Source organism: Blautia sp. AF26-2 (genome assembly GCF_003460955.1).
GTDB classification, from domain to species: domain Bacteria; phylum Bacillota; class Clostridia; order Lachnospirales; family Lachnospiraceae; genus Fusicatenibacter; species Fusicatenibacter saccharivorans.
In genome coordinates this window covers 58,319-84,295 of the sequence record NZ_QTWD01000009.1, presented here as the reverse complement: position 1 = coordinate 84,295, position 25,977 = coordinate 58,319, and the positions used below count along the sequence as shown (strand labels likewise).

At 49.1% G+C, this 25,977-nt stretch carries 20 protein-coding genes and 1 other annotated feature; of the genes, 5 read left to right on the top strand and 15 right to left on the bottom strand.

What is annotated here, in order from left to right:
- Positions 1-84: 84 nt before the first annotated feature.
- The 9 genes from DWY63_RS12700 to DWY63_RS12665 all read right to left on the bottom strand — a co-directional run bounded on the left by DWY63_RS12700 (position 85) and on the right by DWY63_RS12665 (position 10,251).
- Positions 85-2,301, bottom strand: a complete 2,217-nt coding sequence (locus DWY63_RS12700) for an LTA synthase family protein (protein WP_117802353.1) — start codon at positions 2,299-2,301, stop codon at positions 85-87.
- Entirely contained in the window at positions 2,302-4,953 is a 2,652-nt protein-coding gene (locus DWY63_RS12695; protein WP_055266296.1) for a valine--tRNA ligase, read from the bottom strand.
- Between the two features lie 95 nt (positions 4,954-5,048).
- Positions 5,049-5,269: a binding site (T-box leader), on the bottom strand.
- 110 nt (positions 5,270-5,379) lie between these two features.
- Positions 5,380-6,180 carry an MBL fold metallo-hydrolase gene (locus DWY63_RS12690; RefSeq protein WP_055266294.1) on the bottom strand — a complete coding sequence of 267 codons (801 nt, stop codon included), beginning with the start codon at positions 6,178-6,180 and terminating at the stop codon, positions 5,380-5,382.
- Positions 6,181-6,252: 72 nt separating this feature from the next.
- Positions 6,253-6,693, bottom strand: a complete 441-nt coding sequence (locus tag DWY63_RS12685; protein WP_242857195.1) for an SseB family protein — start codon at positions 6,691-6,693, stop codon at positions 6,253-6,255.
- An 83-nt stretch (positions 6,694-6,776) separates the two neighbouring features.
- Positions 6,777-7,736, bottom strand: coding sequence for a hypothetical protein (locus DWY63_RS12680; protein WP_055228050.1), 960 nt, complete (start codon positions 7,734-7,736; stop codon positions 6,777-6,779).
- A gap of 18 nt (positions 7,737-7,754) precedes the next feature.
- Positions 7,755-8,327, bottom strand: coding sequence for a M48 family metallopeptidase (locus DWY63_RS12675; protein WP_117802352.1), 573 nt, complete (start codon positions 8,325-8,327; stop codon positions 7,755-7,757).
- A 157-nt stretch (positions 8,328-8,484) separates the two neighbouring features.
- A complete protein-coding gene (locus DWY63_RS18045) occupies positions 8,485-8,622 on the bottom strand; it encodes a hypothetical protein (RefSeq protein WP_156327580.1) in 138 nt (45 codons plus the stop codon).
- A 22-nt stretch (positions 8,623-8,644) separates the two neighbouring features.
- Complete coding sequence (locus tag DWY63_RS12670; RefSeq protein WP_070103691.1) at positions 8,645-9,400, bottom strand: transglycosylase domain-containing protein; 756 nt, start codon at positions 9,398-9,400, stop codon at positions 8,645-8,647.
- A gap of 290 nt (positions 9,401-9,690) precedes the next feature.
- On the bottom strand, positions 9,691-10,251 hold the full coding sequence (locus tag DWY63_RS12665; RefSeq protein WP_022461328.1) for a biotin transporter BioY: 561 nt from the start codon (positions 10,249-10,251) through the stop codon (positions 9,691-9,693).
- A gap of 278 nt (positions 10,252-10,529) precedes the next feature.
- Here DWY63_RS12665 and DWY63_RS12660 point away from each other — a divergent pair, with 278 nt between their 5' ends.
- Complete coding sequence (locus DWY63_RS12660; protein ID WP_055228051.1) at positions 10,530-11,903, top strand: MATE family efflux transporter; 1,374 nt, start codon at positions 10,530-10,532, stop codon at positions 11,901-11,903.
- A gap of 206 nt (positions 11,904-12,109) precedes the next feature.
- Here DWY63_RS12660 and DWY63_RS12655 read toward each other — a convergent pair whose 3' ends face one another.
- The gene (locus DWY63_RS12655) at positions 12,110-14,539 is read right to left on the bottom strand and encodes a glycoside hydrolase family 3 protein (RefSeq protein ID WP_117802351.1); all 2,430 of its coding nucleotides are present in this window, start codon (positions 14,537-14,539) and stop codon (positions 12,110-12,112) included.
- Between the two features lie 391 nt (positions 14,540-14,930).
- On the opposite strand from DWY63_RS12655, the gene DWY63_RS12650 reads away from it, so the two are divergent.
- Genes DWY63_RS12650 through DWY63_RS12640 form a run of 3 tightly spaced genes read left to right on the top strand, consistent with a single transcriptional unit; the run spans position 14,931 to position 17,952 of the window.
- Positions 14,931-16,046 (top strand): MGDG synthase family glycosyltransferase, encoded by a 1,116-nt coding sequence (locus DWY63_RS12650; protein ID WP_117802350.1) that lies wholly within the window; start codon positions 14,931-14,933, stop codon positions 16,044-16,046.
- 6 nt (positions 16,047-16,052) lie between these two features.
- Positions 16,053-16,709, top strand: coding sequence for a glycerol-3-phosphate acyltransferase (locus DWY63_RS12645; RefSeq protein WP_243001888.1), 657 nt, complete (start codon positions 16,053-16,055; stop codon positions 16,707-16,709).
- 55 nt (positions 16,710-16,764) lie between these two features.
- Positions 16,765-17,952, top strand: a complete 1,188-nt coding sequence (locus DWY63_RS12640) for a pyridoxal phosphate-dependent aminotransferase (RefSeq protein WP_117802349.1) — start codon at positions 16,765-16,767, stop codon at positions 17,950-17,952.
- A 632-nt stretch (positions 17,953-18,584) separates the two neighbouring features.
- Here DWY63_RS12640 and DWY63_RS12635 read toward each other — a convergent pair.
- The 5 genes from DWY63_RS12635 to DWY63_RS12615 form a co-directional block, all read right to left on the bottom strand.
- On the bottom strand, positions 18,585-19,184 hold the full coding sequence (locus DWY63_RS12635; RefSeq protein ID WP_117802348.1) for a metallophosphoesterase: 600 nt from the start codon (positions 19,182-19,184) through the stop codon (positions 18,585-18,587).
- Positions 19,185-19,256: 72 nt separating this feature from the next.
- Positions 19,257-19,946, bottom strand: a complete 690-nt coding sequence (locus tag DWY63_RS12630; protein ID WP_117802347.1) for a hypothetical protein — start codon at positions 19,944-19,946, stop codon at positions 19,257-19,259.
- A 151-nt stretch (positions 19,947-20,097) separates the two neighbouring features.
- A complete protein-coding gene (locus DWY63_RS12625) occupies positions 20,098-20,490 on the bottom strand; it encodes a response regulator (protein WP_117802346.1) in 393 nt (130 codons plus the stop codon).
- 368 nt (positions 20,491-20,858) lie between these two features.
- A complete protein-coding gene (locus DWY63_RS12620) occupies positions 20,859-21,725 on the bottom strand; it encodes an MBL fold metallo-hydrolase (protein WP_117802345.1) in 867 nt (288 codons plus the stop codon).
- Positions 21,726-21,741: 16 nt separating this feature from the next.
- On the bottom strand, positions 21,742-23,103 hold the full coding sequence (locus DWY63_RS12615) for an MFS transporter (RefSeq protein WP_158568374.1): 1,362 nt from the start codon (positions 23,101-23,103) through the stop codon (positions 21,742-21,744).
- A 267-nt stretch (positions 23,104-23,370) separates the two neighbouring features.
- Between DWY63_RS12615 and DWY63_RS12610 the strand changes: the two genes are divergently transcribed.
- The gene (locus tag DWY63_RS12610) at positions 23,371-25,854 is read left to right on the top strand and encodes a GH39 family glycosyl hydrolase (RefSeq protein ID WP_117802343.1); all 2,484 of its coding nucleotides are present in this window, start codon (positions 23,371-23,373) and stop codon (positions 25,852-25,854) included.
- Positions 25,855-25,977: the final 123 nt, after the last annotated feature.

Sequence of the window (25,977 nt, the reverse complement as noted above, 5' to 3'; positions counted from 1 at the left end):
GTCCCGACTTTTCGACTTTCCCCGTAAAAAGATACAGTGGGACGTCAAAATCCGCCCCACTGTATGATCTTTCGGACACTCTTTTTAATTCTGCAGACCGCCGTCTTCGGCCGGTTTATCGCTGTTTTCTGTTTTTGACGGCTCAATCTTGTCGCCTTCGCCCTCCGGCGCACCGGACGGCGCTGCCGTCAGTTCATCCTGCGGCGCAGTGCTCGTATTGGCATTTTCCTGCGTCACATCTGTTTTCGTGCTGTCCGGGTTCGGCGTCGGCGTCGGTGTAGATACCGTTTTGGGCTCTTCATACATCATCGGCTCTGTCCTTGTCAGCACCTTCTTCGTCGAGCTGTTGCTCTGCTGCGCGATTGTAATCTGATCACCGTCTTCCAGGGTCAGACTATGCACCATCAGAATCGACGGGCTGACATAAACGGTATCCTGTATCTCCTCGTTGACTTCCACACGGCTCGATGCCGTAAAGTTTTCTCCGTAAAAATACCAGGTATCTTCTCCGGATTTTTCGATTCGTTCCAGTGTTACCGGCAGAGCACCCATCTGCAGCTTCACACGCTCATACGGTGTCTCTCCGTCTTCTCCGTAAACGTACCGTTTTCCATACAGCATATCATACTGCAGCACCTCGAGATCCACCTGATAATTCTTCGTATTCCGTCTCGTCTGATGATACCGGAAAATGGTTCCGTCATGAATTCCCACACGGTTCATAACCTCTGCTGCAATCTGGTAGGAAGCAATGTTTTCCTGTTTTCTTTTCAGTCCCATATTATCCCAGATTACGTATTCGGTCTGATACAGATAGCGGTTCTCCAGATCTTCTACTTTCAGTCCCATCGTTGGCAGATGGTCCCCGTACATCACAAGTACCACCGGCTCCGGATAATCCGCAAGCTTTGTCGTCAGCTCTTTGACAAATATGTCCATCTCATGAATCTGATTTACATAATATTCCCAGGAATAATTATTTTTTTCCCGGTCTTCCGCGCCTGTCACTGTAATCTCCGGATCGTCAAGCACCGGCTCTGTCGGATAATCACCGTGGCCCTGTACCGAAATCGTATAGATATAATCCGGTTCGTCTGTCGCATCGAGCGTTTTTATGATCTCTTTTGTCAGAATATGGTCTTTTACCCATCCGGTTGCCGTCACATCCGAGATATCCGGCATATATTCCTCCGAGGTAAAGGTATCAAAACCAAGACGTGAGAACACACTTCTTCTGGAATAGAAGTTTGCTTCATTGTTGTGGATCGCATGGGTCGCATAGCCAAGATTCTTTAAAACATACGGCGCACTCTCACACGTCTCCTCTGAAAGCACCGATTTGTACGGATACTCACCCGCTCCGAAATACCGGAGGCTCATGCCGGAAATAGTTTCAAACTCTGTGTTTGCTGTTCCGGCTCCCACCACCGGCACGCGGAGATAACCAGAAGAATAATCCTTCATCAGCTGCCGGTAATACGGGATCGGATCCTCGGAAATGTTGAGGAAATTAACCAGCTCCGGATCGAAAAAGGACTCCAGCTGCAAAAAGATAATATTCGGTTTTACCGTATCATCCTCTTTTTGTTCGCCTTCACTCGTCTCAATCTGTTTCACGAGCTGTTCGGAATAGCCGTTCGGCTCTGAAATTCCCGTATCAAACAGGGTGACTGCCAGACAGTACGGATAGCCGTAATCCTGGTAGGCAAATGCGATGTTGACGAAATAGCTGGAAAGCACACGCTTTGCAAGCGCCAGATTCGTTGCTCCCGTAAAGAGTACAATTACCAGAGCAATCAACGGCACATTCAGATACCAGCGGATTTTCCCCTGAAATTTCGGTCCTTTGATCCAGACCCATACAAAAAATGCCAATAATGCCACAAGGGCTGCTACGACGAGGATCATGGTACCTTTCGACAGATACTTCGTCACGACCTTTGCGCCGTCGCTTAAATTCCGCAAGTCCGGCCCGGTAAACGGCGTGACGCGATTTGCCAGAATCACACCGTTAATGATGCCGAGCAGCAGCCAGAAACAGCTCATCACCAGCCGTACCAGCACACGTCTGCGGAACAGATAAACTACCATAAAAGTAGTGAAGATCAAAAATGCATTGTACAAAAAGACCCATGGGCTTTCCACCATGTAGCTCCATGCAGATGCCAGCGAATGGCGGGAAAATGCTTCAATCACCAGATACAGAATACAGCATCCCAGGGCCTGCAGCGGCAAAGAGAGCCAGTTGCAGACTTTCACTACGGTTTCCTTGTTTCCATGCAGTTTTTTTCCTTTTTTCATTTATTTTTTCAGCTGCTCCAATCTTGTCTGAACCTGCTCCATCATCTGCTGATAGTTCGCCAGTTTTTCTTTCTCTGCCTGAACTTTTGCTTCCGGAGCTTTGTTGATAAAGTTCGGGTTGCCAAGCATGCCGTTGGAACGTGCGATCTCTTTTGTCAGACGCTCTTCCTCTTTCGTAAGGCGGGCGATCTCTTTTTCCAGGTCAACCAGCTCGGCAAACGGAATGTAGATCGTTGCCTGCGGGATCACTGCGGATACCGCATCGTCTGCGATGCCGGCTTTGTCTGCCTGTACGTGAACTTCGCTTGCTCCTGCCAGAGTTCCGAAGAATACAGCACCGTTTTTGAAGGTTTCCTGTACAGCAGCATCTTCCGTTACAACGAATACGCTTGCTTTCTTTGACGGCGGTACGTTCATACTGGTGCGGACACCACGGATGCTTCTTACCGCCTCTTTCATCATCTCAACGGCTGCCTCATCCTCTGCGTATGCAAAGTCTTCGGTCTCTTTCGGCCATGCGGCGATCATGATGGAATCCTCGTCCGGATTCAGTGTGCAGTAGATTTCCTCTGTGATGAACGGCATAAACGGATGCAACAGCTTTAATGCATTGCCAAGAACGGTTTTTAAGGTCCACAGTGCAGCGCCCTTCGTCTCGTCGGTCTCGCTGTACAGACGCGGTTTTACCATCTCGATGTACCAGTCGCAGAACTCCTCCCAGATAAAGTCGTAAACCTTCTGTACGGCGATACCGAGCTCGTAGCGGTCCATGTTGTCCGTTACTTCCGTTGCCAGCGTGTTTACCTTAGAAAGAATCCATTTATCTGCCAGTGTCAGTTTGTCTTTTGGCATTTCAGACGGAACTTCTGCTTTTTCCAGGTTCATCATGATGAAACGGGAAGCGTTCCATACTTTGTTTGCGAAGTTACGGCTGGCTTCTACACGCTCCCAGTAGAAACGCATATCGTTTCCAGGTGCATTACCGGTCATCAAAGTCAGACGGAGAGCATCTGCACCGTATTTGTCAATGACTTCGAGCGGATCGATACCGTTTCCGAGGGATTTACTCATCTTGCGTCCCTGGGAATCACGAACGAGTCCGTGGATCAGTACGTGGTGGAACGGAACCTGTTTAGTCTGCTCCAGTGCGGAGAATACCATACGGATAACCCAGAAGAAGATGATGTCGTATCCGGTTACGAGTACGTCGGTCGGATAGAAGTAATCAAATTCCGGTGTTTTCTCCGGCCATCCTAACGTGGAGAACGGCCACAGAGCAGAACTGAACCAGGTGTCCAGGGTATCCGGGTCCTGGGTGAGATGGGTACTGCCGCATTTCGGGCATTTTTCCGGCATTCCGCCTCTTACAACGGTGATCTCGCCGCAGTCATCACAGGTGTAAGCCGGGATGCGGTGGCCCCACCAGAGCTGACGGGAAATACACCAGTCATGGATGTTATTCAGCCAGTTCTGATAAATTTTGCTGAAGCGGTCCGGGATGAAGTTTACTTCGCCGTTCTTCTCTGCTTCGCTGGCAGCTTTTGCCATATCTGCCATTTTTACAAACCACTGCGGTTTGATCATCGGCTCTACGGTTGTCTTACATCTGTCGTGAGTTCCTACGTTATGAACGTGATCCTGAACCTTTACCAGAAGACCAAGCTTTTCGAGATCCTCTACCATGGCTTTTCTTGCCTCGTAGCGGTCCATGCCGGCGTATTTGCCGCACTTGTTGTTCATGGTTCCGTCATCGTTTAAGATGTTGATCTCTTCGAGGTTGTGGCGTTTTCCTACCTCAAAATCGTTCGGGTCGTGTGCCGGTGTAATTTTAACGCATCCGGTTCCGAACTCTTTGTCTACGTAAGCATCTGCGATAACCGGGATTTCACGGTCGGTCAGCGGCAGTTTCAGCATTTTTCCTACAATATCGGTGTATCTTTCATCCTCCGGATTGACAGCTACGGCAGTATCGCCGAGCAGAGTCTCCGGACGGGTCGTTGCGATTTCTACGAAGCGGCCTTCTTCTCCAACTACCGGGTAGTTGATGTGCCAGAAGTGGCCTGCCTGCTCCTGATATTCAACCTCTGCATCGGAGATGGAAGTCTGGCATACCGGGCACCAGTTGATGATGCGGCTTCCTTTGTAGATCCATCCTTTTTCATACAGACGGCAGAATACTTCTTCTACGGCTTTGGAGCATCCCTCGTCCATGGTGAAGCGTTCTCTCTCCCAGTCTGCGGAGGAGCCGATCTTTCTTAACTGGCTGTTGATGCGTCCGCCGTACTCTTTCTTCCACTCCCAGCAGTGCTCCAGGAATTTTTCGCGTCCGATTTCATCTTTGTCGATGCCCTGCTCTTTGAGCATATTGGTAACTTTTACCTCGGTTGCAATCGCCGCATGGTCGGTTCCCGGCTGCCAGAGGACTTCATATCCCTCCATCCGTTTGAAACGGCAGAGAATATCCTGCATGGTGTTGTCGAGTGCATGGCCCATGTGAAGCTGTCCGGTTACGTTCGGAGGCGGCATCATAATGGTAAACGGTTTTTTGTTCGGGTTTACAGTGGCGTGGAAATATCCTTTATCCAGCCATTTCTGATACAGTCTGTCCTCGAGTCCTTTCGGATCGTAGGTCTTTGCGAGTTCTTTGCTCATGAGATCCTCCTTTTATGTTTGGTGTATTGTGGTATTTATTCCCGCAGAGGCTTGTCTTAAATCAAAAACGCCCTTCACATACACATAACATGCATGCAAAGGGCGAAAATTCCGCGGTACCACCTTAATTTGTATCTCGTTTCGGAGTCTGTAACGTGACTCATGCGTGAGAACCTAATCATCACATCTTCTGTGCTTTTCAGCTCTCCGGTTCAGAAGCTACCTTCCATGACCACCTTCCCGGACAGCCTTTCAGCCGGTGAACCGTCCTCTCTTTTGGGGCCTGCCATGTACTCCTCTTCCTCATAACCTTTTCTTTTTCTGTTGGAATAGAAACTGCATTTATCATAATCGCGTTTTTTTATTTTGTCAAGCCGCCGCGGGCAAAAACCTTTCTTCTTATGGAAGTTTTAAGATTTCACGCGCTTATTTTCGGTGAATCCGCGATGCACAGTACTGCATTTCTGCGCGGCCGTACGACGCGTAGCGGACCTGTTCTTTCGAAAACGGCTTCGCATTGCTTGGCCGTCCCAGGTTTTCGCCGTGGATCACCTGATCCACAAGGTCGATGAGATCTGCGAGAACGCCGAGGCTGAGCGGATTGTAAACCGGATGCGCCGTCGATTCAAACACCTGCGTGTGATGACCGCCGAAGAATTTCATGCGGCCGCCCTTTTTCACCAGCCACGCCATCAGACCAACCAGACCATCGTAATACTCTTCCAGGCTCGTTCCGCCCGGCACCTGCATCCAGACACCGCAGCCGCTTCCGATCGCATCTCCGGTGAACAGGTAATTCTGTTTCGTCTCCAGCACAACAACGCTGCCCGGCGTATGGCCCGGTGTCTGACAGACGGCCAGCTCTGTGCCGCCGAGCGGAATCACGGAATCGGTACGGATGTCATGAATCTCCTCCCACGGTTTTAATTTTCCCGCTGTCAGCATCACAAGCGTCTCTGGATCCATCTTCTTTTCATCGTGGCACATGTACACCTCATCAAACTCATCCATGTGATACATGTGATCCGGATGCGCATGCGTGATGACCAGCAGAAGCGGCTTGTCCGTCAGCTCACGGATCACCGGCAGAATCTTTGTGCCTGCCGTAATGCCGGTATCAATGACAGCCGCTTTTTCTTCACCTTCTACTACATAGAACGATGAATTTCCTGCGTCCAAAATACAGTAAATTTTTTCCCCGATTTCTGTTACCTGAAAACCCTCCATGATGTAAAACCTCCTTAAAATAATAATGTACCCTCGGAGTCTTTCTGTGCTTGCTTTTTTCCTTTCGGCAATTCAGTGCCCCGCATTCTCTTCCCCGATGATAATCGAAAGCAGCGTATGATCCAGCATGATCGTGCGGTTCCACGGATTGAAAATCACACCGCTGATCTCCTTTGTTTCGGATGCCATGTGGATTAGCTGTTCCAGGCTCACGAGAAACGTGGATTTCACGCTGCCGGCGCCCTTTAATTCCTCATCAAAGCTCGTAAACGCGGCCCACCAGACTTTTCCGTCTGCGCTCTTTACCGTTCCGATCCGGATCTGATCGTCGCCGGATGGCGGTTCCACGGAAAGAATCGCCTGTCCGCCCTCTTTCATTCTGCGGCGGATTACCGTCAGCACATGTGCCAGCAGTTCCGGCGTCGGCTCCTTTTGCAGTCCCAGAATTGCTTCCTCTATCGTTTCATTCCCCTGCAGCCCTTCGTCCTTTAGAGTTTCCATTTCTTTTGCCATTGCTCTTGTCCTTTCTTTTTCGCTTTTCCCACACAGAATCTGTGTACCATCATCCCCGACAGCTTCGGCACTTCCGATGACCTTTACTCTGCGCCTACCCAGATGCCATCTTCCCCGCAGAATCTGCACTCTTTTGATAAATCCAAAACGTTTTCCATCCGCTTTAAGATCTGATCGTACTTCCCTTCCCGCATCAATGCAATCGTCACCGGATCCGTTCCGATCTGCAGATGGCGGAAGCCGCGTTTTCCTTCCTCCGTCCACGGCAGAGTCAGCTCCAGTTCAAAGCCGCCGCTGCTTCCGTACAGCTCACCCGGCTGTTCGTCCGCAAACAGCTCGAAAAACGGCTGATAATATGCCTTGAAATAATTCTCCTCTGGAAACCAAAGTGTACCGTCCCCGGTCCGCTCCGGCTCTTTTACAACGGCATTCAGATAGCCTCTCTCGTAATACGTCATGCACGCCGCACTCTTCGCCAGCGGATTTTCATTGATCTTCTCGATCTCCGACGCCGCCCGGCATCCGTTTCCAAAGGCCGCCTGGCTGTTCTCGCTCCTGCCGACCGGCTCCCAGACGCTCCATGCGTTCTGCTTTCCGTATCCGATCAGATCCTGGCGGTATGCACCGTTGTATTTTACAAATTTTTTCTCCCCCGGCTGCTCGATCAGGTTCAGCGGTACCATACAGTCAATTCCGTACAGCTTCTGCGCAATCAGCCGCGTGTAGATGATGCCGAGATAATGACAGATTGCACTGCGCTCCGCCGTGTCGAGATACATAATCTGCTCCGCTTTTGCCAGCTGGTCGCCGCGTGTTTCGAGCACACTCTCCACCATCGCAATCCGTGACTGCAGCTCCGCCTTCCGTTTTCCGCGGTAGCGCGCCGACAGACGGCCATACGGCATCGTGCTTGCAAGAACCGCGTGCAGCAGCTCCAGATTCGTGTATTTGATCATAATATCTTTCTTATTTAAACCGAGCTCTGCGTCGGTATCGACTTCCGTCACATTGATGATATATGTTTTTTCTTCGGTCAGTATCATTTGTTTTGCCTCTCTTTTTCAGTACTCTCTTCCATGCTCCTTCAGCCAGCTCTGCCACACTTTGTAATCGGGCATCTGCTGTGCCACCACCGCGTAAAACCGCGCGGAATGGTTCATCTCTTTCCGGTGCGCCAGCTCGTGGATAACGACGTAATCCATCACGCGCTCCGGCATCAGCACCAGTTTCCAGTTGTAGTTCAGGTTTCCGGCGCTGCTGCAGCTGCCCCAGCGGGTTTTCTGCTCACGAATTGTGATTCTGCCATACGTTACGCCCATCTCTTTTGCAAAATGTGCCGTCTTTTCCGCCAGCATCTGCGCCGCACGTTTAACCGCCGCTTTTCGTTCTGCTTCCGTCAGACGGTTCGCTGCTTTCTGCTCTGCGGCCGCCAACGCTTTTTCCCGGTGTGTGTGAATCCAATCCTGTTTTTCTTTTAAGAATGCTTCGATTTTGTATTTTGCCATCCGTTTCGGTGCGCGCACCACCACGCTTCCATCCGCTTTGACCTGAACGGCGAGCGTTTTGCGGGCGGAATACACGATCTCATAGGGAATCTGTTTTAAAATCCGTTCTGCGCTGTCTTTCTGTTCCATTTATTTTTCCTCAAAAGCTGTCTGTTTTACCATTTTTTTGCCTGTTTTTCATTATACCTTTTTCCCGGCGGAAACGCAATCGGATTGCTCACAGAAAAAAAACGCGAGCAGAATCACCGTTTTTCTTCCGGCAATTCTGCTCACATTTTTCCTTCTCTTATTTCAGCTCAATTTTTTTCTGCTTTCTTCGGATGCACAGCCTCACAAATAAAATCGCCGCCTGCACACAGAGAATCATCACCAAAATTCCAATCATGGACAGCGCTGTTGCCCCCAGTCTGATCAGTTTTCCCATTCTTTTTTCCTCACTTTTCTTTCTATCGTGCCAGAACCGGATCGGCTGCCGCATCCCACAGCAGGCTGTCCGTCTCACTTTGTTCCAGGTATCCATATTTTACCATTGCCGCCAGCACCTGCTTTTCCCGCTGCAGCGCCAGATCCGCGTGGCGCGACGGCGCGTAGGCGGACGGTGCATTCGGGATTCCAGCGAGGAGAACGGCTTCGCTGTCGGTCAGCTCCTGCGGTTCTTTCCCGAAGTAGCCAAGCGATGCTTCTTTCAGTCCGTAATAGCCATCCCCGAAATAGATGGTATTGATGTACAATTCCAGAATTTCTTCTTTCGAGAGCTGCCGTTCCACATAGAGTGCCGTCCACGCCTCTGCCGCTTTCCTGGCAAATGTCTTATTCTGATCGTAATACATGTTTTTTACCAGCTGCTGTGTGATGGTACTGCCTCCCTGCTCCGGTTTCATCACGCGGATATCATGTACAACGGCCCGCGCCATGCTGATCCAGTCTATCCCGTGATGTGTGTAATACCGATGATCCTCAACAGCAAGCACCGCTTTTTTGTACAGATCCGGCACCTGTTCAAGAGAAGCCCACTGTGCTTCGCTTCTGATTTCCTCTACCGCCTGCGCGAGCGGCTTTTCCTTCACTGCCTTCTGATAGGAAACATATCCCTGGATTGCCCAGAACATTCCGGCCGTCAGCAGGATCAGGCAGAAAAATGCCAGAAAACCTCCAACCATTTTTCCCGCTGTTCCCCGGTGTTTTCGTGTTCTTTTTCTCATGGTTTCAAACCCCTTTGTTGTTCTTTCCTGCTTTCTATCCTACCATATCTCCCTTAACGCCTTCTTGCCTCTTTCTTAGGAATTCATTAAAATTTTGAAACTGTATGAAATGCATTTTGCACGTTTTCAAATAACCGCTGCTGCTGCGGAATACTTTAACCGAATCAGGCAAGTAGCGAAGCGGATTGCGAATATCCGCTTGACAAAACAGAAAAAGACAGACACCTGGCAGATTGTCAGGATGCCTGTCTCTTGTTTTTATCTTTTGGTTTTTCAGAAACGCTCTGTGATTATGCTGCGGTTCCGTAGTTCATTACATGAGCTGCTGACAGTGCTTTTCGAACGGCTACACCGAGAATTTCAGCTACTACAACGGAAATCACATCTTTTACGATGTACGGAACGGAAACTGCAAGGAACGAAGCCGGGATCGTGTTTCCTGTTACAATGGAAAACTGTACCACACCGAATGCGTGACATACCGCAAGACCTGCGATTCCAAGAACGAATGGTTTGCCCGGGAAGCCTTTTTTAATTCCGGCACCGCAGAGCATTGCCATCGGAATAAATCCGAAAATAAAGCCGCCGGCCGGTCCGAGAAGAGCGCCGAAGCCACCGCTCATGCCGGCATAAACCGGAACGCCGATCGCGCCGAGGATCAGATAAAGAGCGGACGATGCACCTCCCAATTTCCAGCCAAGCACGTAGCCGCAAAATGCCATTGCAAAGGTCTGCAGCGTCACCGGAACGCCGGTCGGAAGCGGAATCGTCACAATGGACAGTACCGCAAGCACTGCCGTCATCATGCCGGTCAGTACAATCTGTTTTGTTGTAAGTTTTGATTTTTTCATGAATGTAAGTCCTCCTCGCAGGTTCTTGTATGCAATTCTTTCTGTCTTTGAATTGTTAACCTTGTTACAATATAGGTTAATATTTCATTTTTGTCAATCTCTTTTTTAAAAATGCAGAGAGTTCTGCTACGATTCTGTTACACTTCCTGAAAATAGCGGTCACCCTCTTGTTTTCTGTTTTCTTTCTATGGTATACTATATAGTCTCGGAGTTTTTCCGGGAATTTTCACCCGATACAAACGATGAACTTTTACCTCATTTGAAAGGAGATACCCTCTATGAAACCTTCCGAAAATCCTCTCGGCTCGGAACCGGTCAGCTCTCTTTTGCGGCGTTTTGCGATTCCGAGCGTCATCGCGATGCTCGTCAGCGCCCTCTATAACATGGTAGACCAGCTCTTTATCGGTCACAGCATCGGCGTGCTCGGAAACGCAGCGACCAACGTAGCGTTCCCACTCAGCATGGTCTGCACATCCATCGGTCTGCTCTGCGGCATCGGCGGTGCTGCAAACTTCAATCTCTGCATGGGCAGACGAGAGCCGGAGCACGCGAAATCTTATGTTGGAAGTGCCATCTCCATGCTGGCAATCCTCGGTGTGATTCTCTGCGTTGCCGTTCAGCTTTTTCTGCGCCCGATGATGCTTCTCTTTGGTGCAACACCGGACGTCATTGATTACGCCTGTACTTACACCAGAATCACCTCCATCGGCTTCCCGTTTCTGATCGTCACAATCGGCGGCTCCAACCTGATCCGCGCGGATGGCAGCCCGAAATTTTCCATGCTGTGCAACCTGGTCGGCGCGATCGTCAACACGATTCTCGACCCGCTGTTCATCTTCGTTTTCCACATGGGCATGGCAGGTGCAGCGCTCGCCACGATCACCGGACAGATTTTATCATTCGCGCTCGTTGTCTTCTATCTGCGCGGTTTTAAAACGCTGCCGCTTTCTCTTTCCGATCTGAAGCCGAACATGGCCTGCTGGGCACGGATCGCTGCGCTTGGTGCAACTCCGGCATTCAATCAGGTGGCAATGATGGTTGTTCAGATCGTTATGAACAACACACTGACCTACTACGGCTCCAATTCCGTCTATGGAAGCGACATTCCGCTTGCATGCGCCGGCATTATTTCAAAGGTGAATATGCTGTTCTTCTCCTTTGTCATCGGCATTTCCCAGGGACTTCAGCCGATTGTCAGCTTCAACTTCGGTGCGCAGAAATATGACCGCGTGAAGGACGCCTATAAAAAAGCAGTTTTTGCGGCGACTGCCATTTCCATTGTCGCCTTCCTCTGCTTCCAGTTCTTTCCGCGCCAGATTATCGGCATTTTTGGTTCCGGTTCAGAAGAGTACCTGCATTTTGCAGAGCGGTACTTCCGCATTTTCCTGTTTTTCACATTCCTGAACGGTATCCAGCCGGTCAGCTCAAACTTCTTTACCTCAATCGGAGCACCGAAGAAGGGTATTTTTCTTTCGCTGACGAGACAGATTATTTTCCTGCTTCCGCTGCTGCTGATTTTTCCGTATCTCTTCGGCATTGACGGCGTGATGTACACTGCACCGATTGCAGACCTTGCAGCCGCATCAGTCAGCATCGTTATGGTCGTGCGGGAATTTAAGATCATGGCAGAGCTACAGAAGGCTACTGCCTGAAAACAGGTTTCTTTCCCGGAGCGTTTCTGCAAAAGACTTTTCGTGAGCTGCGGTCGCCAGAGTCTTGCTACAGATCATTGCCGTGTAAACAGGAAAGAATCCTGTCCGGAAAGTAAAAAATCGTATGCTGTTGCTTTTTCCACAACAGCATACGATTTTTTTATGTGTTATCCACACTTTTCTTTATTTATTCACATGCATCCACATCAGTCCATGCGAAGAATCATGGTCAGGATTCGTTTTGCACAAAGAGCGATTTCGTCGCGGGTGATGTATCCCTTCTCAAATGCCTCCTGTACGCGCTCCTCGTATCCGTTTGCCATTTTGATATCATTTCCGGCTTTTGTCTCGCGGTAATGCTCGCCGTGTGTCCACCAGTCGGTCGTTACCATTCCCTTAAAGTCCCACTCACCGCGCAGAATACCGGTCAAAAGATCCTTGTTCTCAGATGCCTGAACGCCGTTGATCAGATTGTAGGACGACATGATTGTGTATGGATCTGCCTCTTTTACGATGATCTCGAAGGCTTTCAGGTAAATCTCACGCAGCGCACGCTCGGAAACGCGGGAATCGCTGTCTTTTCGGTTTGTTTCTTTGTTGTTGCAGCAGAAGTGTTTCACACTTGCCCCGATGTGCTCGGACTGCATACCGCGTACCATTGCCGCACCGGATTTTCCGGCCACAAGCGGATCCTCGGAATAATACTCGAAGTTTCTTCCGCAGAGCGGGCTTCTGTGAATGTTGACAGCCGGGGTCAGCCAGATGCCGATGTTGTTTTCTTTGACTTCCTCTCCGCCGGCTTTACCGATCTCTTCGATCAGCTCCGGATCCCAGGTGCAGGCAAGCAATGTTGCACACGGCCATGCGGTCGTGTTGACGCCACACTGCGGCTGAATGCGAAGGCCTGCCGGTCCGTCTGCGGTCATGATATTCGGGATGCCGTACTCAGGCAGATTTCCCATGCCAAACGTGTTGGCAACTCCTGTGTTCGGCTGACCGCCGAGCAGATGAATGAGTGCTTCTGTCGGAAGCTTATCTACAAACTCGTCGAGCGTTTCTTTTCCTTCGACCACATTCATCAGGTTCGGATTCGTCTTTGCTGCTTCCATAAGCTCGCCAAAGCTCTTTCTCTCCTGTGCTTTGACTGCCGGGAGGAAGCCTTCCAGAGTCAGCTTATCCTGACGCTCCAGTCCTTCTTCCTCGACAGGGCCGTTATCGGTCGGAAGCGCTTCGTAGGTTCCATCCGCAAGGAGACGTTTTTCCAGCTTATGCGGAGCGGCAAGGCTGGTGTACTGTGCAGTCACTTCTGCCTCTGCCAGATCGTAGGTGAAGTCCAGTTTCTTCGCATCTCTTACATTGTTTCCAACGTAGAAGACGTAGCTTCCTGCCTCAAGAACATAGGCAGATTTTGCAACCTTTCCAAGGTCATCAAAAGATGCCATATCTTCCACTGTAAAGGAAAGAACGACTCTCTGTGTCTCGCCTGGCTGCAGCAGTCTTGTTTTCCGGTAAGCGCCGAGCTCTTTGGCCGGTTTGCCAAGCTTGCCCTGCGGTGCGCCATAGTAGAGCTGTACAACTTCTTTTCCGGCACGTTTTCCAGTGTTGGTAACAGCTGCTTTTACAACAATCTTTCCATCCTTCTCTTCTGCACCCAGAACTTCTGTCTCAAAGCTGGTGTAGGAAAGGCCGAAGCCGAACGGATAATTGACCTTCTCCGCTGCGCCAGGAATCGTCTCGAAATAACGGTAGCCAACGTAGATATCCTCGTTGTAATCCACGTAATAAACGGATTTATGGAAGTTCTCGGTGGATGGATAATCCTCGAGGGTTGCTGCGTAGGTATCAACCAGTTTACCGGATGGGTTGACGTCGCCTGTTACAACGTCCGCTGCCGCGAGGCCGCCTTCCATGCCGCCCTGCCATGCCATCAGCACCGCCGGAATCTCTTTGCAGTCTTTGAACCAGCTGGTATCAACCATACCGCCGACGTTCATGACAACGATGACATTTTTAAAGTTTGCTTTTACTTTTTCTACCATGGCTGCTTCGCCATTTGTCAGGCAGAAGTCGCCGTTTTCGAAGATGCTGGCGCTCAGCTCGATCTGTTTTTTCTCATCCTCAAACAGCTCATAGCCTTCCTCGGTGATCTGGCATTTGCGGTCCCAGCCCTCGCCGGAGAAGCGGCAGATGGTGATGATTGCGGTATCGGTATATGCTTTTGCTTTCTGTACCAGCTCGTCCGGTACTTCCGGCTCTCTTGTCATGCCCGGTACAGCGCCTGCAGCATACTGTTCTTTTACATTTTTCTCATAGAATTCCGGAAGTTCATGGAACAGAGAAACCTCCCCCTCGGCCTCTTTGATCTTCATGCCTTCGTAGAAGTTGCGGATATACGCAACGGTAACGTCACCGCTTCCGCCGCCGCCTTTTACGTAATCAATCGTTCCTTTTCCAAATAAAGCTACTTTTGTGCCTTTTGCGAGCGGCAATGTCTCGTTCTCGTTTTTCACCAGAACCATACCCTCGCCTGCTGCTTTTCTGGAAAGTGCGATATGTTCCGCGCTTCCTGTTACCCTTTTTCCGTCTTTTCCCAGCGGCAGAACCGGCTGGTAAAGACTTCTCTGCCATTTACCCATTTTAAGCTTACCTCCTGTATTTTCTGGTTCGCAGATCGCTTTCCGAACGCGCCCCATTCTGTCTCTATGATACGAAGTTTTGGATGGGATGTCAATTGATTTTTCAGCATTTTATCCTGTTTTTTGTTTCTTTTTCTTTCAGTTTTATTCTATTTTACCAATTTTTTCAGGCACCAGTCGTTTTCCTTTCTCTCAAAATCTTGATCCGCAGGTGAATGCTCCGTCTGCGTCTCCCCGATATTTCTGCTGCCTGTCGCCTTCCTGTTATATCAGACACTTTTCTCCTTTTGTGGATTGCCCGAAATATAACAGCGTTCTATACTAGAGCGTGTCTGAAAAATCTCGTGATCCTGTTTCTTTCGGAGATACAACAAAAGAATGGAGTTTTCTTATGAAGGTACTGATTTTATCCTGCAATACTGGCGGCGGCCACAATGCTGCGGCCTCTGCATTAAAAGAAAGTCTGAATTTTTATCACCACGAAGCCGAGGTTCTGGATCTGATGAGCCTCGGGCGAAAGCATACCTCCGCACTGGTCGGCGGAGCTTATGTGAAGCTTGTCTCCGTTTTTCCGGCCGGCTTCGGCGCACTCTATCAGCTTGGTGAGCTGGTACGGAAATTTCCCTGGAAATCCCCCGTTTACTATGCAAATGCGCGGCTTGGAAATGCGCTTGCAGATTATATTGATCAAAACCATTTTAATGCCGTTGTCACCACACATCTTTATCCGGCGGAAACACTGACCTGGATGAAACAGAAAGGACGGCTGACGATTCCCTGCGTTGCCGTTGCCACCGATTACGCGTGCATTCCGTTCTGGGAAGAGACGAACTGCGATTACTATGTGGTTCCGCACAAGGATCTGATCCCGGAGTTTGCATCCTGCGGTATCCCGGAAGAAAAACTGCTTCCTCTCGGTATTCCGGTGCGGCCCGCATTTGCGCGCCCTGCATCCAAAGAGGATGTGCGCCGCCATCTCGGTCTTCCCGAGAATGCTCCGCTGTTTCTCGTCATGAGCGGCAGTATGGGATTCGGCAAAGTGCATCTGCTCGCACATGAACTCGTTTCCCGGCTGGAAAACGGCGAACAGGCTGTGATCATCTGCGGAAATAATAAAAAACGGATGCGTTCGCTCCGGCTGCAGTTCCATAAGAACCCAAATGTACATATCATCGGTTTTACACGCCACGTTGCGGAATATATGGCCGCTGCCGATGTGCTGTTTACAAAGCCCGGGGGCTTAAGCAGTACCGAGGCCGCTGTGCGGCGCGTTCCGCTCGTACACACTGATCCGATTCCGGGTTGCGAAACAAAAAACCGTGCTTTTTTTGTCTCACGCGGAATGTCCGTGACCGGCGCACATCAGAAAGAGCTGGCAGAGGCCGGTATTTCGCTTGCCCACGATGATGCACGTCAGATTGCGATGCGCGATACCCAGCATCAAAACAGCCATCCGCAGGCGGGAACGTCAATTACACACCTTTTGGAAAAATTAGTTTCGGAGTAACTGCTTATGATGCTTACTGCTTATCTGTTTTATAGTTTCTTCGGGTACCTCTCGGGCAGCGTACTGTATTCGTACCTGATTCCAAAATACTTCTGCCACGTGGATGTCCGAACTGTGAATGAAGATCAGAATCCAGGCGCCTTCAACGCCTTTTCAGTGGCTGGACTGCGGATTGGACTGCTCTGCGTCCTGTGCGATATCGGGAAGGGATTTCTGCCGGTGTTTCTGGCGGCGCACAGTTCCGCTGTTTCGATGGGTTCCTGGATTTTCGCCCTGATTCTGCTCGCCCCGGTGGCCGGACACGCATGGCCATTTCTGCAGCCTGCGAAAGGCGGAAAGGCGATCTCTGTCTCGTTTGGCGTGCTGCTCGGCCTCCTGCCGGATCTGCGGCCGGCGCTTCTTCTGGCGGCGTTTTATCTGACGTTTTCGCTGATTCTCATTATCCAGCCACACAGTCTGCGCTCGATCGTTTCATTCTCCGGGTTTGCCGTCGCCGCACAAATTTCCCGATTTCTTCCGTCCGTGCGGCTCGGCAGTCTGCTGGTATCGCTCGTGGTCTGCCTCCGCCATCTTTTCAGCCTGCGGGCGCATGAAGCCGAAAATGCTGCATTTACAATTCAGTCTTTGTCTGCTAAAATAAGGAAAAAGCAGAAAAAAGAATAATATTTACAGTTCATTTAAAACAGCGGCAAACAATTTACTTCAGGAGGATTGACACATGATTTCAGAAAAAATGGTAACTCTCGGCACAAAAAAATCGGTAATCCGCGAGATTTTCGAATACAGTAAAAAACGCGCTGCCGAGATCGGCTCCGAAAATGTCTTTGATTTCAGTATCGGAAATCCAAACGTCCCGGCTCCGGCCTCCGTTCATGAGACCATCAAGGAGCTGCTCGATTCCAAAGACGATTACTATCTCTTCGGCTACACCTCCGCGCAGGGCGATGCCGATACCCGCGCCGCCGTTGCAGCCGACCTGAACAAACGCTTTGGTACCACGTTCCACGCTGACAACTTCTATATGACCTGCGGTGCAGCCGCTTCGCTCCGCATCGTCCTTGGCGCTTTAACCGTTCCGGGCGACGAGTATATCGTATTTACCCCGTACTTTCCGGAATACCGTGTTTTCATCGAATCTGCAGGCGCAGCCATGATCGAAACGCCGGCTGATTCTTCCACGTTCCAGATCGACTTTGACCGCCTCTCGGCCACTGTCACAGCGCACACCAAAGGTGTTTTCGTCAATTCCCCGAACAATCCGTCCGGCGTTGTCTACACAGAAGAAAGCATTCAGAAGCTCGCTGCTTTTCTGGAAGCAAAATCTGCCGAATACGGCCATCCGATTTATCTGATCGTTGATGAACCGTACCGCGAGCTTGTCTACGGAGACGTGGAAGTTCCGTATCTGACAAAATATTACAAAAACACGCTGGTCTGCTACTCCTACAGCAAATCCCTCTCCCTGCCGGGCGAGCGTATCGGCTACGTTCTCGTTCCGGATGAGGTCGATGATGCAAGAACCATCTACGCAGCCGTCTGCGGTGCCGGACGCGCCCTCGGCTTCGTCTGCGCACCAAGCCTGATCCAACACGTCATCGCCAAATGCGCAGGACAGGTTTCTGATCTTTCGGTCTACAAGAAAAACCGCGATCTGCTGTATGATTCATTAACCGCCTACGGCTTCATCTGCGTTCACCCGGACGGCGCTTTCTATCTCTTCATGAAAACTCCGGAACCGGACGCGTATGCATTCTGTGAGAAAGCGAAAAAACACGAACTTCTTCTTGTACCCGGCGATGACTTCGGTGCACCGGGATTCGTGCGGATTGCTTACTGCGTTACTACTGCGCAGATTAAGCGGGCACTGCCGGCGTTTAAGAGGCTGGCTGGAGAGTATTTTGCATAATTTTTCAACTGTCAACTTTTCTTAAATAGATGTTGGGGGCAAAGGGCTTTTTGACCTTTTGACCCCGGTATCTTACATATAGTAAAAAACGGACACTGCTTCATCTTTGAAACGCAGCGTCCGTTTTTCTTTTATTCTCCTACATCCTGTTTTCCAATCACAACTTTACATCTTTTCTTCCACATCCCCTGTTCTGACACACGCATACCGCTCGCTTTCGATGATCTGTTCCATCGCTGCCGCTCCTTTCTTTTGAGCTATCTCAATTGCATAAGGCGGGCAGGACTTGAACCTGCATTCTGTGCCTTATCCTCTACGAAAAATTTGCTGTACGTTCCACAAACATGAAACATTTTTCTGCACAAGTTTTGCCCGGTCAAGCGGATATTCGCAATCCGCTTCGCTACTTGCTCATAACCGAATAACTGCTCCGCAGTTTATCAGAAGGAGCTTGCACTCCTCCTGATACAAGCAAGTCCCCACCCACTGCTTATTGCTTTTCGCACTGGAAACAGGGGACTTACTTGATTCGGTTAAACTACCGCCTTATTTTCAGCCACATTTTTTTGTGGATACTGATGTGTATCAAATATTGTTCCACCCTGACTTGCTTTATATCATCGGTGGAGATTCTATTTTTCTGTCTCTGCCGTCTCTTTAAAACTCAGGATTTCCTTCAGGGATCTTGGTTCATAATTCATCCATGGCTTCATGCATCCCACATTGTATGCCTGCGGTCTGCACTCATAAATGTGTCTGCTGCATTCCTCCTCCGCCATTTTTCTCAGGCACTCCTGATAATACGTATCCTCCATGCTGTCGTGTGTATGGCCATATAAAAGGATGGTTCCATGTCCCATATTTTTCCAGCTGAAAATCGGATAATGAAAGAGAACCAGATGATACTGTTTTCCGTCGATTCCGTCCTGAATTTTCTTGTAATCGCAGATCTCTTCGTATAGCTGCTGATACCGGTAATCATCGATATGATCATGATTTCCTCTTACCAGAACCTTTTTCCCCCTCATTCTTGCAACCAGTGCAATAGCATCCTCTTTCTTTCCATATAAGGTGGCATCCCCGAGGATGTAAACGGTGTCGCTGTTCGTTACTTTCCGATTCCAGTTTGCAAGAATTGTCTCATGCATCTCCTCCAGATCCGCGAAGGGACGCTCGTCGAAGCCGATGCAGTTTTTATGCAGTAAGTGCAGATCGCTGATGTAGTAATTCATTTCTCCGATTCTCCTTTCTGCACGTCTCTGTTCTTTTTGTGAATGTCCGTGCTTTGTTCTGTATATACTATATTACATATTTTCGATTTTTGCATTTAACTTCTGGTTTAATTTTCCATGTGATATGTTTTCTGGTTTTTCCCAGCTCCACACAGTACTGTCCAGACCTGATTTTCCTTTGGACAGTGCTTTTAGCTCTTCCACGCAGAATTCCGTCGCGCATACGATGTACTCGTCGGCCATTTGTCTGGTAAGGATGGACAATTTCTCTTCTTTTCTCTGGACGAATTCCCCGCGGACTTCTTTTATAAGACCTTTCACATCAAATTCAGCAAGCTGTGCCAATGGCTCTTCTGTAAGATCCAGCTCCTGGATCATTTCCTGGGAAAGGCCATATTTTTTCGAAACATATTCATTTAATATCTCGTAGTCCCGATGCAGTTTTTCTACATTTCCAGGAGCGCTCGAATTCCAGCCATGCTCCCCATACATAAATCTCCGATATAGCATATCCTGGATCAGATGAAGATAATAGCCGAGATATAAATCATCCTTCTTCATGTATTTCCCGTATCTGTCGCGGAAACATTCGAGATCGTATGTGTATCTGGTATTTTCGCAGATTTTCTTCTTTAAATGGCTATTTCCCGCCACCGCCCCATCCGGCAGAATCACCCCAAGGAACAGGCGGTTGATATCTCGAAACGAGACTTCCTTTCTCATCTCCTGTACAATTGCCAAGTGAATCATGCTTGATGCCATAGTGTCCTCTTTTCTAAACAAAATATCCGCATGTTTCCTCTTACATTACCCAGCACCGTTTCTGTATAAAATCAAAGACACTCACAACGAAAGCCGGAAGCCTTTGCAACTTCAGTGTAGCAGGGTTCGTACGGATCACGCACCGCGTAAATCATTTACTTTTTTCCATCTCTCTTACAAGATCACAAAGTTCTTCTTCCCAGTCACTGATTTCCGAATACCAGATGCATCCATACACACCTGGAAGTTTCATATTTCTTGAGGAACATACGATAATCTTGGTTTGATTTCCCTGCTCCTGCAGAATCTGAACTAACTTTTCTCCCGCTTCTGTATCGCTGATAGCTCCTGACCTCATTGGAAAATGCATATCTGTTATGATCAAATTGAACGGCTCTCCTGCGTTTTCTGCATCTTTCAACATCTTCAGACCATCTTCTACATTAGACACCTGCTCAACCGATGCCACACCACAGCGGTTACCTAATATTTTTCGAATTGCATTTGCCTTATAAACACTATCCTCAAAGTTCAGAACCTTCATATTCCGCAGTCTCCTCTCTCATTTCTGTTGTTTGTATCTTTCATGCAACCCTATCTTCCGTTCGCTTTTGTGTTCTTTTCAATCACTGTTTAGATTCTATTTTTTCCCAAGTACCTGTCGGGAGTTTTGATTTTCTCATCTTGAAGCCATCCTTTCCAACATTTGCGGCTTTTGGCACCAGCGGCTGTGCTTATAATCTGCTCTCTATTTTAACGGGTTTTATTTGCTTTGGCAATGGTTCTTAATGGTTCTCTCTAAGAGATTCCTCATCATCAGGCGCAAAAGACCTCCCGCCGTCCATCCTATTCAAAAAAAGAGGAACAGCCCAAATCCGTTCCTCTTTTTCTACGCAAGATGTTATTTGTTTTTTATCGAATCACGGTATCCTTCTTCCAGATCCGGTCATCGTTATACACAATATTCCCTTTATCCGGCGCCGGTACATGCGCTATTTTTCCCGTCGATCCCGAAAATTCAAATGGCAGACCTTCCGCCTTTCCCGTCTTAATTTCTTCGCAGACGTTACATACATCCTCCAGAATTCCGACATATCCATTACCGTCCCCATGTGACAGAAGAACCTTCGTATATTTCCCTCTCAGCTGTTCCGCCACCTTCTGCAGCGTCTCCTCATACTCCTCAATACTCGTCGAATACTCCTGGAACAAAAACGTAAACGTGTTGCATGCATCCCCCGTCAGAAGATACGTTTCCCCGTCATCCTCACGGATCAGAAAAATCATGCTTCCGAGTGTATGGCCCGGGCAGGCGTATGTCTGGATTGTAATTCCGCCAAGCTCGAACGTGTCTCCTTCGGTCAGATTCCGCAGCTCCTCGAATTTCGCAGACGGAATATAATCCTCCGCCTCCACATACGTGCCGTGCCCCTCAAACTCTTCTATGCCAAGACCGCCTTTTCGGAATGCATCGTCCGAATGCTGAAGGTAAATATATCGATCCTTCTCACTCAAATAAACAGGAATCCCCGCATTCACAAATTCGCTGGAACCGTTCGCATGATCCACATGTCCATGCGTCAGAAGCACTGCCAGCGGATTTGTATTTCCATGTGCCGCCAGAACCTCATCGACAGCACTCTTCAGACTTCCAAACCCACTTCCCGTGTCGATCAGAACATTCTTCTCATTTCCCTCAACGAGATACATCAGTTCCGTTCCAAATGCATAAATTCTTGTAATATGACTGTCTACCGTTTCCCTTGGAAATTTCAGCATTTGCCATTCCTCCTTTTTATGCCTCGTGTTTCTTCGTCAGATCTTCCTGCATTTTAGCAGTATATTTATCAATGTTAAATGCCAGGCAGACCAGCAGCATAACCACGCCGATAATGGCTGCCAGATAGGTATACGCAAAATTAATGGATGCAATAGCACTTGCTGTCTGTGTCTTTGCCATTCCATCATATCCTCCGATTGCCAGAATCCATCCTGCAATCGCCGGTCCGAATCCAAGGCCGATCTTCTGTCCAATGCTGACACCAGACATAACAAGTCCCTCAGAACGAACACCAAACTTCCACTCACCGTAGTCAACAACATCACCGGTCAGTGCGAATGCACAGGAGAACATCGCTCCCATCATAAATCCCTTGATTGCATACAGAACAGCAACCATCGGCAGAACGGATGTAAACAGTCCCATCAGTGCAGATGTCACAATGACCGTAATGGATCCTGCGATCATCATCTTTCTTTTTCCGAATTTTTTTACCAGGTTCGGCAGAACCAGGTTCATTGCCATGGCCGGAACCATACCGCAGGCAGACAGAATTGCCACATAACCCGCATCACCGAGCACGACATTACAGAAATAATAGGTAACCATACCGCCGGACAGATTGTGCAGCAGCAGTAATGCAAAGAATGCCATTTCCAGCCAGAAGAATTTGTTCTTTGCCAGACATCCAACAGCTTCTTTAAACGGAACCCCCTGCTCCGTCTGTGCTTTGGTTTCCTCAACATCAACAATATTTTCCTTCGTTCCAAAAAATCCAACGAGAATCAGGACACCGGCAGCCACACCATATACAATGGCCGTTCCCTGATATCCAATTTTATTGATAAGCGGTACCCAAAAGGTCGTTACTGCCAGTCCGCAGACCTGGTTTAAAATCTGCTCCAGAGACGCAATTTTCTGACGCTCCATACCATTCAAAGTCAGTCGTGACAGCAGTGCCGTGTGGGAAATAAAGAATACCGTAAATGCAACTGCGTTGATAAACAGATACATAATGTAAACATAAACAATTTTACCCGTCTTGCCCATGCCGTCCGGCACGCTGAACAGCAGAATCAGAAACAGCGCGATCAGCGGCGCGCTAAGTGCCAGCCACGGTCTTGCTTTTCCATATTTCGTGTGTGTTTTGTCAACCAGCGATCCCATCAGGAAATCCGAAAACAGGTCAAAAACACGGTTGACCAGCATCATCGTCGATACCGTTGCCACACCGATACCAACTGAGTCTGTCAAATATGCCGAAATAAAACTTCCGACAATCGTAGTGATAATATTTCCGCCGCCTGACGCGATGGAATAGCTCCATTTCTGCGCAGCCGGCACATAACCAGTCTGCTTTTCCTTTTGTGCTCCCATAGTATCCTCCTTCATTTTCGTGCACTTGAAACTTTCCGCGGTCATTCACTTTGTCTCTTTGAACAGCAGCACGTTTCGTTTCGGAATGACTCTATTATAGAGGATGCAATATTTTCTTTCTCATATTTTCATGTTTTTTCCATCTTAAATTAATTCCTTCTAATTTTTTCTTGCACTTTTTGTCTCTTTTCAATATCATGTAATCAAGATTTTTATATCATTAAAACAAGATTTTAAATTTAATTCTTTCTCATACGGAGGATTTTTATGAATTTAGCCAACCAGATACGTTTTGAAACCGATTGTCCAGGAGATACCATACATCTGCACAATGAAATGGAACTTTTCTACACCCTGCAGGGACGGTGCGCTGTTTTTGCCGATCAGCAAAATTATGTTCTGAAACCGGAGGATTTTGCTGTGTTTAACCCCTTCTCCTCCCACCAGCTCTATCGCGAGGAGGGCGCCCACACGCTCTCCCTCTACATCCCGATTCACCTTCTGAATCAGGCTGGCGTCGGCACGGTGCACTGCATCTCACCACTCCAGCCGGAAAAGCAGGTCAACCTCGGTCTGATCCGCGGCCGTCTTGCAGAAATGTTCCGCGATTATACGGAGGTTCCTGCTTCGCGCCGTCTGAATCTTTTTGCGGAGCTGCTCGAACTTCTGAGCATTTTGCAGCAGGATTTTTCTGCAGCGCCAGCAGATATGGCAGATGCTGAATCGTCCTCCCATGTGCTTCGAAAATTAGAACGGCGCCAACAGATTTTAAGCTATATCTGGGAACATTATCAGGAGCCGATTACTTTAAAGAGCACCGCCGCACAATTTTTTCTCTCCGAGGGTCATTTTTCCCGCCTTTTTCAGGAATTTTCCGGAAAACCATTCTCCGAATACCTGCGCAGTGTCCGCCTCACAAACGCCCGCCAGACACTCCTCGCTTCGGACGCTACCGTTACTGATGCGGCGCTTTCCTCCGGTTTCGGAAATATCAACACCTTCATTGATGCCTTCCGCCGGGAATACGGCATGACACCGGGACATTTTCTGAAAAACGCACAAAAAGAGCTGCAACCTTTCACTCCCGATGAGCTTCCTGTCACAGCAAATACAGAAACAATTTCCTATATGAGTCTTTTACGCCACCGGACTTCCGAAACGAAAAACAACCTGCTTCGCCTCTCCGGCTCCGATTCAATTCATGCCGATCTTTCCGCCCCCGGCACACCTCTGGATCCCATCTGGAAAAAAATGGTCGGCGGCAGCTACGCACGCGATCTTCTGTTCGCCGTTGTCCAGAATTCGCTTCGCCGCGGCGCACGGGAAATCGGATTCGACGGCTATCTGCTCCACGGTATTTTTCAGGATGAACTCGGTGTCTGCAAGCGGAACCCGGATGGGACACTTCGTTTTAATTTTGTATATCTCGATCTGATCTTCAAATTTTTAGTAGAGGATCTTCATACAACCCCATGGTTCATGCTCGACTATACCCCGCGCTGCCTCGTCACCGACGGCGAGCTGTGCCCGTTCGGAGATCACATTATGAACCTGCCTTCGGATCTTTCGGAGTGGACGCAATTAATTACAGCAACGCTTGGTCATCTGATCTCACTTTATGGAAGGAAGGAGGTCTCTTCCTGGAAATTTTCGATGGAACAGGCGATGCAGGTTTCAGTTGGAAACTGTGATCTGGACGAGTATAAACAGTTTTATCTTGCAACATTTCGGGCAATCCGGCATATGCTTCCCAACGCGGAAATCTTCGGTTTCGGGTTCGACACGGGATATGTAGCACTGCCCGGAAATACCGAGCTTGAGGAACTGCTCGAATTTTCTGTAGAACATAACTGTCTGCCTGATCTCTTAAGTTTTCAGTGCTTCTTCTGTGATTATTCCGCGTTTGTCGGCGCCTCTGTTGATATTAACAATACGTCTGAGGAAGTTTACCCGATCTCTGAAAACCCGGACATTCTTTCAAAGGAGCTCTCTCAGATCCAGGCACTTCTGGATCGGATGCACCTTTCGATTCCACTTGCTATTACCGTATCCAGCCCCGGCATGTGGGGACGTGCGCCTGGAAACGATACATGTTTTGTCGCAGCTTCCATTGTCAAAAATGCTCTGGAGAATCGGCACCGGCTCAGTGTTTTCTCCGGTGGAGGTCTGACCGATTACCCGGAAACGCTTCTCCCGACCAATACCATGTACCGCGGTGGCTCCGGCCTGATCACTTACAACGGCGTTCCAAAGGCTGCTTATTTCTCACTGATGCTCCTTTCCCGCCTGAAAGGCCTCGTCATCGCCGAGGGTTCTGGCTACTTTCTCACCCGCTCCGAAAGCGGCAGTGAATTTTACCTGCTTCTCTACCACTACTGCCCTTACAACCTCGCCCGCCACCGCACCACCGCCCTGACTCCCGAGGAGGAGCAAAACTACGACCGCTACTACGAATTTGATGACAAAGGCGCCAAGTCCGTCCACGTCTACCTCCGCGGCCTCCCGCAAGCCCCGATCCACCTCGAAACCCACTCCGTCACCCGCGAGCACGGTAGCAGCTACGACGTCTGGCAGAAAATGGGCGCCCCGATTCACCCCGACCAGAACCTGCTCAATTATCTTGAATACCGTTCTGTTCCGGACATCACCACAGAAACTGCAACTCCATCCCCAGACGGCGACCTCACCCTCTCCTTTCTGTTGGAGCCGCATGAAGTACGTGTAATTCATGGAACCGTAGAATCAGAGTAAGTCCCCGGGCAGACACATTTGCAGGAGGGCTAAGGATCTTAGAAAGTTGGATTTTGCGTTGTCACAGAAAAAGGCACTGTTTGAACGACAGCGAGTTTGCCTTTTTCTGCGACGCTTTTAGCA